Origin of the sequence: Streptomyces sp. NPDC002130 (assembly GCF_040296465.1) — a bacterium.
GTDB lineage: Bacteria > Actinomycetota > Actinomycetes > Streptomycetales > Streptomycetaceae > Streptomyces.
Map to the genome: position 1 here is coordinate 1 of NZ_JBEOXI010000018.1, position 10,756 is coordinate 10,756.

The 10,756-nt window shown below is 71.0% G+C and carries 16 protein-coding genes and 1 pseudogene; 5 read left to right on the plus strand and 12 right to left on the minus strand.

Features of this window, described 5'->3' with window-relative positions; translation table 11 throughout:
• The 3 genes and pseudogenes from ABT116_RS05460 to ABT116_RS05470 all read right to left on the minus strand — a co-directional run.
• Positions 1 to 194 (minus strand): annotated as a pseudogene (locus ABT116_RS05460) (hypothetical protein); the annotation flags it as partial.
• A gap of 10 nt (positions 195 to 204) precedes the next feature.
• Positions 205 to 642, minus strand: coding sequence for a Fur family transcriptional regulator (locus ABT116_RS05465; RefSeq protein WP_030849015.1), 438 nt, complete (start codon positions 640 to 642; stop codon positions 205 to 207).
• Positions 643 to 658: 16 nt separating this feature from the next.
• The gene (locus tag ABT116_RS05470; protein WP_351628188.1) at positions 659 to 1,234 is read right to left on the minus strand and encodes a heme-binding beta-barrel domain-containing protein; all 576 of its coding nucleotides are present in this window, start codon (positions 1,232 to 1,234) and stop codon (positions 659 to 661) included.
• Positions 1,235 to 1,438: 204 nt separating this feature from the next.
• Between ABT116_RS05470 and ABT116_RS05475 the strand changes: the two genes are divergently transcribed.
• Positions 1,439 to 1,801: a DsrE family protein gene (locus ABT116_RS05475; protein WP_344466453.1), complete on the plus strand. Its 363-nt coding sequence runs from the start codon at positions 1,439 to 1,441 to the stop codon at positions 1,799 to 1,801.
• Here the strand turns inward: ABT116_RS05475 and ABT116_RS05480 are convergent.
• The 9 genes from ABT116_RS05480 to ABT116_RS05520 form a co-directional block, all read right to left on the minus strand.
• Entirely contained in the window at positions 1,795 to 2,172 is a 378-nt protein-coding gene (locus tag ABT116_RS05480) for a VOC family protein (RefSeq protein WP_351628191.1), read from the minus strand. The two genes, ABT116_RS05475 and ABT116_RS05480, sit on opposite strands and share 7 nt — an antisense overlap.
• A 24-nt stretch (positions 2,173 to 2,196) precedes the next feature.
• A complete protein-coding gene (locus tag ABT116_RS05485; RefSeq protein ID WP_351628194.1) occupies positions 2,197 to 2,457 on the minus strand; it encodes a DUF3099 domain-containing protein in 261 nt (86 codons plus the stop codon).
• Between the two features lie 86 nt (positions 2,458 to 2,543).
• Entirely contained in the window at positions 2,544 to 2,831 is a 288-nt protein-coding gene (locus tag ABT116_RS05490) for a DUF1416 domain-containing protein (RefSeq protein ID WP_003991226.1), read from the minus strand.
• 39 nt (positions 2,832 to 2,870) lie between these two features.
• Positions 2,871 to 3,716: a sulfurtransferase gene (locus ABT116_RS05495; RefSeq protein ID WP_351628197.1), complete on the minus strand. Its 846-nt coding sequence runs from the start codon at positions 3,714 to 3,716 to the stop codon at positions 2,871 to 2,873.
• A 137-nt stretch (positions 3,717 to 3,853) separates the two neighbouring features.
• Positions 3,854 to 3,934, minus strand: a complete 81-nt coding sequence (locus tag ABT116_RS05500; RefSeq protein ID WP_350310325.1) for a putative leader peptide — start codon at positions 3,932 to 3,934, stop codon at positions 3,854 to 3,856.
• Between the two features lie 203 nt (positions 3,935 to 4,137).
• The gene (locus ABT116_RS05505) at positions 4,138 to 4,875 is read right to left on the minus strand and encodes an LmeA family phospholipid-binding protein (RefSeq protein WP_351628200.1); all 738 of its coding nucleotides are present in this window, start codon (positions 4,873 to 4,875) and stop codon (positions 4,138 to 4,140) included.
• A gap of 124 nt (positions 4,876 to 4,999) precedes the next feature.
• Positions 5,000 to 6,097, minus strand: a complete 1,098-nt coding sequence (locus ABT116_RS05510; RefSeq protein WP_351628203.1) for a hypothetical protein — start codon at positions 6,095 to 6,097, stop codon at positions 5,000 to 5,002.
• A 2-nt stretch (positions 6,098 to 6,099) separates the two neighbouring features.
• The gene (locus tag ABT116_RS05515) at positions 6,100 to 6,354 is read right to left on the minus strand and encodes a MoaD/ThiS family protein (RefSeq protein ID WP_351628205.1); all 255 of its coding nucleotides are present in this window, start codon (positions 6,352 to 6,354) and stop codon (positions 6,100 to 6,102) included.
• A 38-nt stretch (positions 6,355 to 6,392) separates the two neighbouring features.
• The gene (locus ABT116_RS05520) at positions 6,393 to 7,244 is read right to left on the minus strand and encodes an alpha/beta hydrolase (RefSeq protein ID WP_351628208.1); all 852 of its coding nucleotides are present in this window, start codon (positions 7,242 to 7,244) and stop codon (positions 6,393 to 6,395) included.
• Positions 7,245 to 7,416: 172 nt separating this feature from the next.
• On the opposite strand from ABT116_RS05520, the gene ABT116_RS05525 reads away from it, so the two are divergent.
• The 4 genes from ABT116_RS05525 (at position 7,417) to ABT116_RS05540 (ending at position 10,698) form a co-directional block, all read left to right on the plus strand.
• On the plus strand, positions 7,417 to 8,205 hold the full coding sequence (locus ABT116_RS05525; RefSeq protein ID WP_351628211.1) for a response regulator transcription factor: 789 nt from the start codon (positions 7,417 to 7,419) through the stop codon (positions 8,203 to 8,205).
• Positions 8,206 to 8,332: 127 nt separating this feature from the next.
• Positions 8,333 to 9,355 (plus strand): LacI family DNA-binding transcriptional regulator, encoded by a 1,023-nt coding sequence (locus ABT116_RS05530; RefSeq protein ID WP_351628214.1) that lies wholly within the window; start codon positions 8,333 to 8,335, stop codon positions 9,353 to 9,355.
• 109 nt (positions 9,356 to 9,464) lie between these two features.
• Positions 9,465 to 10,484 carry a S1C family serine protease gene (locus ABT116_RS05535; protein WP_351628217.1) on the plus strand — a complete coding sequence of 340 codons (1,020 nt, stop codon included), beginning with the start codon at positions 9,465 to 9,467 and terminating at the stop codon, positions 10,482 to 10,484.
• A gap of 31 nt (positions 10,485 to 10,515) precedes the next feature.
• A complete protein-coding gene (locus ABT116_RS05540) occupies positions 10,516 to 10,698 on the plus strand; it encodes a hypothetical protein (protein ID WP_351628219.1) in 183 nt (60 codons plus the stop codon).
• Positions 10,699 to 10,756: the final 58 nt, after the last annotated feature.

Below are 10,756 nucleotides of genomic sequence, written 5' to 3' on the forward strand. Positions count from 1 at the left end.
AGCCGGCGGCCCCCCGCGCCGGGGGGGGCGCCGCGGGGGCCCCCCCCCCCCCCCCGGTGCGAGAGGTCCACGAATCCGGTGCCGTCGGCGAGGGCGCGCTGCTCACGGAACAGGTCGCCGTAGTGGGCGGCGACGCCTTCGTCCACGCCCTCGGCGGGGACGGCGCCGGGCAGGGTCAGCAGGGGGCTCTTCATACCCGTAAGCCTACGACTCGGTAGTTGAAGCCTTGAGCGTGCAGTCCTCGCACCGGCCGAAGATCGCGAAGTGCTTGAGGTCGGTGTCGAAGCCGAAGGTCTCCCGCAGCTTGGCCGTGAACTCGGCGGCCACGGAGACGTCCGCCTCGATCACGTTCTGGCAGTCACGGCAGACCAGGTGGATGTGGTGGTGCCGGTCCGCGAGGTGGTACGTCGGCGCCCCGTGCCCCAGATGGGCGTGGCTGACCAGCCCGAGCTCCTCCAGGAGCTCCAGGGTCCGGTAGACCGTGGAAATGTTGACCCCCGACGCCGTCTTCCTCACTTCCACGAGGATGTCGTCGGGGGTCGCGTGCTCAAGTGTGTCCACGGCTTCGAGCACGAGTTGCCGCTGCGGGGTCAGCCGGTAACCGCGCTGCCGCAGATCGCTCTTCCAGTCGGTGCTCACCACACCCCTGAGTCTAGGACTACTTGAAGAAAGCGATGCCGTCGTCCGGCATGTCGTCGGGCAGGGCCTTGGCCCAGCGCTCGACCTCTTCCGGGGTGACGACCTTCTTGAGGTGGGCGGACATGTAGGGGCGCAGCTCGACCTCGGGGGTCTGCTTCTCGCCGACCCACATCAGATCGCTCTTGACGTAGCCGTACAGGCGCTTGCCGCCGGTGTAGGGCTGGGAGGCGGCCGTGCGGGCCACCGCGTCCGTCACGAGGTCGATCTGCGGCTTCTTGTCGGCCAGCTCGCCGTACCAGATCTCGATGACGCCGTCGTCGCGGGTCATCGTCACCTCGACCTTGCGGGCGGCGTCGATCCGCCAGAAGCCGTGCTCGGACTCCAGGGGACGGACCTTGTTGCCGTCCTGGTCGAGCACCCAGCTGTGGGACCGGTACTCCAGGAAGTCCCGGCCGTCGTGGGTGAAGGAGACCTCCTGCCCGAAGTTGCACTTCTCGGAGCCGGGGAAGTCGTGCACGCCGGCGCCCGCCCAGTTGCCGAGCAGGAAGGCGAGCGGGACGAGGTCCTTGTGGAGGTCGGACGGGATCTCGATCATGGGAACTTCCTAGACGTGGGTCAGCGCTGGCCCTGGTACAGCTTCTTCACGGTCAGTCCGGCGAAGGCGAGGACGCCGACGGCGACCAGGACCAACAGGATTTCGAAGAAGATCTCCACGGGGTGCTCCTTGAGCGGGGGTGCGAATGGGTGCACAGGGCCGAGCCCAGCTTACGCGGGCCCCTTCGGCACTACGATTCCGGCTATGGCGAAGAAGCTGGTGATCAAGGTGACGGCGGGGGCCGACGCCCCCGAGCGGTGCTCTCAGGCGTTCACGGTGGCGGCGGTGGCCGTCGCGAGCGGCGTCGACGTCTCCCTGTGGCTGACCGGCGAATCCGCCTGGTTCGCCCTGCCCGGCCGGGCCGCCGAGTTCGAGCTGCCGCACGCGGCTCCCCTGCCCGACCTGCTGGACTCCCTCCTCGCGGGCGGCCGCGTCACCCTGTGCACGCAGTGCGCGGCCCGCCGCGACATCACGGAGCAGGACGTCATCAAGGGCGTCCGGATCGCGGGCGCGCAGGTCTTCGTGCAGGAGGCGATGGCGGACGGGACGCAGGCGCTCGTCTACTGAGGCGTCTGCGTGTAGAGGCAGAACGGGTGGCCCGCCGGGTCCAGCAGCACCCGGACCTCGTCCTGCGGCTGGAACTCCGCCAGCCGCGCGCCCTCGGCGACGGCCCGCGCGGTCTCCCGTTCCAGGTCGTCGACCTGGATGTCGAGGTGCATCATCATCTGCTGCCGGTCCGGGCGGCTCGGCCACACCGGCGGGCGGTAGGCGGGTTCCGTCTGGAAGGACAGCCCCGTGCCACCGTCGGGCGGCAGGATGTGCACCCAGTCCGGGCCGTCCTCGCCCGGCCGTACGGCCCAGCCGGTCAGCAGCCGCAGATAGAAGTCCGCCAGTTCACGGGCGTCCGGTGCGTCCAGAGTCGCCGCCGCCAAGCGCATGGCCCTCCCCCCGTCCCGGCCGGTTCAGTACCGGCGCTTCCTGCCGTCCAGCTCGTCCCACCACTCGTCGGACTTGGGGTCCCCGGAGGGGTCGTCCCACCACCGGTCCTCCGGCCCCCGCCGGTTCGCGACCATGGCCGCCACGGGCGGGATGACCATGGCGACCACACACATCCCGACGGCGACGGGAACGGACCACAGCCGCACGACACTCCAGGCCAGCACGAAGAGGCCGATGCAGAGGCCCATCATCGCGAAGTACGTGTGACGCCGCCGTGCGTACATGTCTCCAGCGTAGGTCCGGGCAGGCCGAAGGGCCGCACCCCAGGCGTCCAACCCGCGGGGTGCGGCCCTTCGAGGACCGGTCGTCGTCAGACGGCGATCGCGACCTCCGCCAGGCCGCCCTGCTGGGCGACGACCGTGCGGTCGGCGGTGGCGCCGGGCACGAGGGCACGGACGGTCCAGGTGCCCTCGGCCGCGTAGAAGCGGAACTGTCCGGTCGCCGAGGTCGGCACCTCGGCCGTGAACTCGCCGGTCGAGTCCAGCAGACGGACGTAGCCCACCACGGGCTCGCCGTCCTTGGTCACCTGACCCTGGATGGTGGTCTCACCGGGCTTGATCGTCGAGGCGTCGGGGCCGCCGGCCTTCGCACCGCACATGTCGTACTCCTGAAGTCTGGAAAGGTCGGTCGGGGTTGCTTACTTGTTGGCGCCGAGCTCGATCGGCACGCCCACGAGGGAGCCGTACTCGGTCCAGGAGCCGTCGTAGTTCTTGACGTTCTCCACACCCAGGAGCTCGTGCAGCACGAACCAGGTCAGCGCGGAGCGCTCACCGATGCGGCAGTAGGCGATGGTGTCCTTGGCCAGGTCGACGCTCTCCTCGGCGTAGAGCTCCTTGAGCTCCTCGTCCGACTTGAAGGTGCCGTCGTCGTTGGCGTTCTTGGACCACGGGATGTTGCGGGCGGACGGGACGTGGCCCGGGCGCTGCGACTGCTCCTGCGGCAGGTGGGCCGGGGCGAGCAGCTTGCCGGAGAACTCGTCGGGCGAACGCACGTCGACGAGGTTCTGCGAACCGATGGCGGCCACGACGTCGTCGCGGAAGGCACGGATGGACGTGTCCTGGGCCTTGGCCTTGTAGTCCGTCTTCGGACGCTCCGGCACCTCGTCGCCGGCGACCAGCTCGCGGGCGTCGAGCTCCCACTTCTTGCGGCCGCCGTCGAGGAGCTTGACGCTGTCGTGGCCGTACAGCTTGAAGTACCAGTAGGCGTACGAGGCGAACCAGTTGTTGTTGCCGCCGTAGAGGACCACGGTGTGGTCGTTGCCGATGCCCTTGTCGGACAGGAGCTTCTCGAAGCCCTCCTGGTCGACGAAGTCACGGCGGACCGGGTCCTGAAGGTCCTGCGTCCAGTCGATCCGGATGGCGTTGCGGATGTGGTTCTTCTCGTAGGCGGACGTGTCCTCGTCCACCTCGACGATGGCGATGGTCGGGTCGTCCAGGTGCTCCTGGAGCCAGTCGGCGTCAACCAGGACGTCGTTGCGGCTCATGCTTCTTCTCCTCCGGGGCAGTTACGGCGGGGCGTGCGAGGTCTGCAGGGCGCGCCCTTGAGGCAGGGCGGCGCACGGGTGCCCGTGATGCGGGGCTGCGGGGATGCGCGCGCCGGCGAGAATGCCGGTGCGATCGCTCAGAAGGTGCGACAGAGCATGGCGGCGACGCGGCACAGGTCTACTGCCCGCCGCTTCGTGAGGTCCGCCTGTCGCTTCATACCGTCGATCGTAGGGACGGTCGGGCGGGCGTGTCACCGGTGTGTCGCATGCTGAGACGAGATGATCCGCGATGTGGGACCCATGAGCTGTGCGAGGCCTCGGGGCAGGGGCCGTGACCCGGTGTATCGGCCGTCACCTCTGAGCTGCGGACGCCACCGTCTCGCCCACCGGACACCCCTGGTCCGCCGCCCTGCGCCCTTCTCTACCCGGCCAGCCGGACGTCGGAACCCTTCACGGTGATCTCGACGCCGTCCGGGGCGGCCTGGACGGTGTCCACCTTGATGCCGCCGGGCAGACCGTCGATCTTCTGCTGGAAGTCGGTGATCGCCCGCACGCGGTTCTCGGCGATGTCGACTCCGCCGAAGCTGGGCAGGCCGTCGGCGTGCACGCGGACGGTGCCGTCGTCCACCTTCACCGAGCTGAGCACGGAGACCGGCTCCGGGAGCTTGGTGCCGAGGACCGTGGCCTCGACGGTGACCTTGATCTTGCCGTTGCCGCCGTCGGAGAGGCCGACGACGTTGGCGGTGACGCCCGGGGCGACCTGTGTGGGCTCGGACTTCGCCGTCTTCAGCAGCTCGTCGTAGGCGATGGTCGCGGTGCCGGTCGCGCTGGTGGCGGTGGCGGAGCTGTAGTCGCCGGAGAACTCGACGCCCTTCATGTCGGCCTGGAGGTCGTCGATGCGGATCTTCCGGCCGCCGTCGCCCGCGGCGGCCTCGTAGTCCTTGATGCCGACCTCGATGTCGTCCAGGGAGCCGCCAACGACCTGGGTCAGGAACGGGAAGCCCTTGATCGACACGTCCGGGGTCGTCGACAGGTTCTCCGTGGTCTTCAGCCGGTCGGCGGCCTCGTCCTCGGCGAAGTTGACCGCGACGCGGTCGGCGATCACGAAGAGGCCGCCCAGGATCACGACGAAGATCAGCAGTATTCGCAGTGCGCGCATGCGTTGTGTCCCCCACCGGTCCGGTGTTTCGACGACCCGGTGGCCGTCCCTTGCGTGAGGGTAACGCCGGGCGGAAGGGGGGCCGGCAAATTGTTGATCATCTGTGACAGCCCCCGGCCCGGAGCTACGCCAGCGCCCTGCCCAGGACGTACACCGCCGGGGCCGCCGCGGCCAGGGGCAGGGCCACGCCCGCCGTGAAGTGGACGAACCGGGACGGGTAGTCGTAGCTCGCGACCCGGTGGCCGATCAGGGCGCAGGCGGCGGCGCCCGCGCCGAGGAAGGCGCCCTGCGTGCCCAGGTCCGTCAGCGTGCCGACAGCGCTGCCCGCCCCGGACGCCGCGAGCAACGCCACCACCACGGACGCCGCCGTGCGCGGCGGCGGCACGATGGCGCGGGCCAGGACGGCCACCGCCACGGCCACGGCACCCACCGTCACCGCGTCGGCGGCGGCCGCGAGGTACCCGCCGGCCACGATCGCCAGCGCCGAGGCCGCGACCGTCGCCATCAGGCCGTACATCCGCTCGTCCGGGTCGGCGTGCGACCGCAGTTGCAGGACCAGGGCGAGCAGCACCCACACCCCGATCGTGCCGAGGATCGCCGACGGCGAGCGGTCCGAGACCAGCAGCGCGGCGTCGGCGGCCAGCGCGCCCGCGAAGCCCAGCGCGATGCCCTGCCGGGCGGGCCACATCCCGTTCAGCCGGAACCAGCCCGCCGCCGTGACCGCCTGAAGGACGACGAGCGGCACGAGCAGCGCGTACGTCCCGAGCGCCGCCGCACCGGCCAGGAGCAGCCCGAGCAGCGCCGTCAGCGCGGCCGGCTGCATCCCGGGCTCGATGATCGGGGAGCGCCCCTCCGCCCGGGCCCGCTGGGCGGCCGTGACGCGCGTGTTCCCGCCGACGGTGGCGGGGCCGTAACCGGAAGCGGAGGGGTCGGCGGCGTCACCTGCGGCCGGGGCCGCGGGCCCCTGCGGCGTCCCGGGGCTCCGGGCCGGCTGGGGCGACTGGGGTGTCAGGATCGCCGTCTCCGGGTCCGGCGCCTGCCCGGACACCGGCTGGTGGTTCTGCGTCTCCCAGGTCTGCCCCTGCCACTGCTGCGTGTACTGCTGAGCGGCGTGCGGGTCCTCGTACCCCTGGTAGCCCTGCCCGGGCCAGGCCTGCGGCTGCTGCCCGTAGGGGTCGTAGCCGTCGTACGGCTGGTGGGGCTGGTTCGGCTGGTCGGTCATCGTCACCCTCCTGCGAACGGCGGGAGCACCTCGACCGTGCCGCCGTCGGCCAGCCGTACCGTCTCATGCCCGCGGGTGCCCACGGGGTCACCGTCCACGAGGAACGAGCACCGGCGCAGGACGCGCTCGAGTTCGCCTGGGTGCCGCTCGCGCACCCCGGCGAGCGCCTCGGCGAGCGTGACCGCCTCGTACGGCTCCTCGGCCACCCCGGCCGCGGCCTTGGCGGCGGCCCAGTAGCGCACCGTGACCTTTGGCATCTGCTTCCTCAATGAATTCGACGGTGAACCCCGTCAGGCTAGCCCGCCCGGCCGACACCCCACTCCCCGATCCGGGCCAGCAGCTCGTCGCCCGCCGCGTGCTCGGCGTGCCCCATGCCCGGCTCCAGCCACAGTTCGCCCTGGTCACCGGCGGCCGCGGCCAGCATCCGCGGATGGTCGACAGGGAAGTAGCCGTCGGCGTCGCCGTGCACGATCAGCAGCGGGGTCGGGGCGATCCTCGGCACCGCCTCCACCGGGGAGAGGGGCACCGGGTTCCAGTCCCGGTGGTGGATGCGGGTACGGAAGCCGTACCGGCCCACGACCCGCCCCTCGGGCCGGGTCACCAGCCAGTGCAGCCGCCGCATGGGCGCGGTGCCCCGGTAGTACCAGCGGGCCGGTGAGCTGACCGACACCACTGCGTCCGTCTGCCGCGGGTGCAGCGCCGCGTGCCGGAGCACCACGGAGCCGCCCATGGAGAAGCCCACGGTCACCACCCGCGCGTGCCCGCGACTCCGCGCCCAGGCCACCGCCGCCGCCAGGTCGAGCACCTCCCGGTCGCCGACCGTGGAGTGCCCGCCGGACATCCCGTGCCCGCGGAAGGAGAAGGTGACCACGCCCCCGTACCGGGCGAACGCCTCAGCGATCCGCCGCACGTGCGGGCGGTCCACCGCGCCGGTGAACCCGTGGGCGACGACGAACACGGGATGAGCGGAAGGCGTCCCCGAGGTGTCGTGCACAGCCGCTCCCGGCTCGTACACGGCGTCGATCGCGACACCGTCGGACGTCCGCAGAAACACCCGCGACGACATCCGCACAGGCTTTCCCCCGCTCGTCTCGGAATGCGGACGATCGGTGGAACGCGCCACATGACCTGCCGGACCAGAGCTCATGTGGGCTATTCTGCTGGGCAGAGGACTCGGGCAACGTAGCCCCCGGGTCCTTTTGTGCTTTCGGAAGCGTTGTATACGACGCGGGAAACCGCAGGTGTACGGGGCCTTCGGGATCGCAGAGCGGTGCTGTGCCAACAAACGTCCTCGCAGGGACCGAGGAGGAACCAGACATATGAGTTCTCTGCTGCTCCTGACCAATGCCCTCCAGCCGTCGACGGAGGTGCTCCCCGCCCTCGGACTGCTCCTGCACAACGTGCGTGTGGCTCCCGCGGAGGGCCCCGCCCTCGTCGACACCCCCGGCGCCGACGTCATCCTCGTCGACGGCCGGCGTGACCTGCCCCAGGTCCGCAGCCTCTGTCAGCTGCTGCGCTCCACCGGACCGGGCTGCCCGCTCGTCCTCGTCGTCACCGAGGGCGGCCTCGCCGCCGTCACCGCCGACTGGGGCATCGACGACGTCCTGCTCGACACCGCCGGCCCCGCGGAGGTCGAGGCGCGGCTGCGGCTGGCCATGGGGCGGCAGCAGATCGTCAGCGACGACTCCCCCATGGAGATCCGCAACGGCGACCTCTCGGTCGACGAGGCGACGTACTCGGCCAAGCTCAAGGGCCGCGTCCTGGACCTCACCTTCAAGGAGTTCGAGCTCCTGAAGTACCTCGCGCAGCACCCCGGCCGGGTCTTCACCCGCGCCCAGCTGCTCCAGGAGGTCTGGGGCTACGACTACTTCGGCGGTACGCGCACGGTCGACGTGCACGTACGGCGGCTGCGCGCCAAGCTCGGCCCGGAGCACGAGTCGCTGATCGGCACCGTCCGGAACGTCGGTTATCGATTCGTTACGCCGGAGAAGCCGGAGAAGATGGAGCGCGCCGCCGAGGACGCGAAGGCCAAGGCGGCCAAGGCAAAGACGGACAAGGCGGACGAGTCGGCCGCCCTGGACGCCGCTGAGGCCCGCGCCAAGGCGTGAGAGGCGTATCCCGGCGCCGACCTGGGCATCGCTTCCCTCACAGGGCGCCCCGGACGGCGGTCGGGATATCGTACAGAACCTCCTTTACGCCCTGCCCGGAGCCGGTATATCCGCGTAGACTCCGCGCGTGGCCAAGGTGACTCGGGATGATGTGGCGCGGCTGGCAGGGACTTCCACTGCCGTGGTCAGCTATGTCATCAACAACGGACCCCGGCCGGTCGCCCCGGCCACGCGCGAGCGTGTCCTCGCCGCGATCAAGGAACTGGGGTACCGGCCCGACCGGGTCGCTCAGGCGATGGCCTCCCGGCGCACGGACCTCATAGGCCTGATCATCCCGGACGCCCGCCAGCCCTTCTTCGGGGAGATGGCGCACGCGGTCGAGCAGGCCGCCTCCGAGCGCGGAAAGATGGTCCTCGTCGGCAACACGGACTACGTGGCCGAGCGCGAGGTCCACTACCTGCGCGCCTTCCTCGGGATGCGGGTCTCCGGCCTGATCCTCGTCAGCCACGCGCTCAACGACCTGGCCGCCGCCGAGATCGAGGCCTGGGACGCCCGCGTCGTGCTGCTGCACGAGCGTCCCGAGGCCATCGACGACGTCGCCGTCACCACGGACGACCTGGGCGGCGCCGAGCTCGCCGTCCGCCATCTGCTGGAGCACGGCTACGAGTACGTCGCCTGTATGGGCGGCATAGCCGAAACACCCGCGGTCGGCGACCCGGTCTCCGACCACGTCGAGGGCTGGCGCCGCGCGATGGACGACGCCGGGATCTCCACGGAGGGCCGCCTCTTCGAGGCCCTCTACAACCGCTACGACGCCTACCAGGCCGCCCTGAAGATCCTCTCCGGCCCCGAGCGCCCGCCGGCGATCTTCTGCTCCACCGACGACCAGGCGATCGGCCTGCTGCGCGCGGCGCGCGAGCTGCGCATCGACGTCCCCGGCGAGCTGGCGGTGGCCGGCTTCGACGACATCAAGGAGGCGGCGCTGGCGGACCCGCCCCTGACGACGGTCGCCTCCGACCGTCCGGCGATGGCCCGGGCGGCGGTGGACCTCGTCCTCGACGACGGGCTGCGGGTCGCGGGGAGCCGGCGGGAGCGGCTGAAGGTGTTCCCGTCGCGGCTGGTCACCCGGCAGTCCTGCGGCTGCGCGTAGCCTCCGGCGGCTGGGCGGGAAGCCTCTTTATATCGGGCATACGAGGTTCTGTCGGGCTTCTCAGGGAGCACTCAGGAAGCTCTCATGGTCGGGCGACAAGCTCTGTTCCATGACCGAGAGCTTCCACCGCAGTGGCGAGTACGAGAACCCTTACGAGGGTCAGCAGCAGGCCCCGGTGAACCCCGAGTGGCCGCCCCCGCCGGCGTACGCCCCGGCACATGCTCCGCATCCGAAGAAGCGCAACCGCGGCCCCCTGGCCCTGATCGCCGCCGTGGCGATCGTCGCGGCGGCGATAGGCGGCGGCACCGCCTACGGCATCCAGGAACTGACCGGCAACGACACCGTCGCCTCCAGCTCCACCAGCACCAACGTGGTCCCGTCCAGCCAGAAGGGCACAGTCGCCGGGGTCGCGAAGGCGGTCAGCCCGAGCATCGTCGAGATCAGCGCCGACTCCAACGCCGGGTCCTCCACCGGCTCCGGCGTGATCATCACGAGCGGCGGCGAGATCGTCACCAACAACCACGTCGTCGCCGGGGCCTCCCAGATCAAGGCGACGACCAGCGACGGCAAGTCGTACACCGCGAAGGTCGTCGGCACCGACAGCAAGAAGGACCTGGCGCTGATCAAGCTGGAGAACGCCTCCGGCCTGAAGGCGGCCACCCTCGGCGACTCCGCCGGGCTCCAGGTCGGCGACCAGGTCGTGGCGATCGGCTCCCCCGAGGGACTGTCCGGCACCGTCACCAGCGGCATCATCTCGGCCCTCGACCGTGACGTCACCGTCCCGACCGAGGAGGGCCAGGACCAGGGCCGGCAGCAATGGGGGCAGGATCAGGGGCAGGGCGACCAGTGGCCGTTCGAGTTCGGCGGACGCCAGTTCAACGGCGACACCGGGTCCGACACGACCACGTACAAGGCGCTCCAGACCGACGCGTCCCTCAACCCGGGCAATTCCGGCGGCGCGCTGATCGACATGAACGGCAACATCATCGGGATCAACTCCGCGATGTACTCGCCGACCAGCCAGGCCTCCTCGTCCTCCGACGCGGGCAGCGTCGGCCTTGGCTTCGCCATCCCGATCAACACCGTCAAGGCGGACCTCGCGAAGCTGCGGGCGGGGTCGACCGACTGATCCCTAGCACCCGACAGCGAGGAGTACGGCGATGATCCAGCAGGTGGTGCACACGGAGCCGGGCGGCGGGGACCCGGCGGCGATCGGGCCGGCCCTGGCGGTGGCGTGCGCCCTGCACGCGCCGACGGGCCGGGCGGCGGAGGTGGCGGCGGCCACGGCAACGCGGAGGACGAGCCGGCCCGCGAGGGCGCGAAGCCGAGCGGGACGAGGCTGACACACCCCTCGCCGGGCAGGCGCTCCCCCGCCACCGCCCACCACCGCGGGAGCCGCTC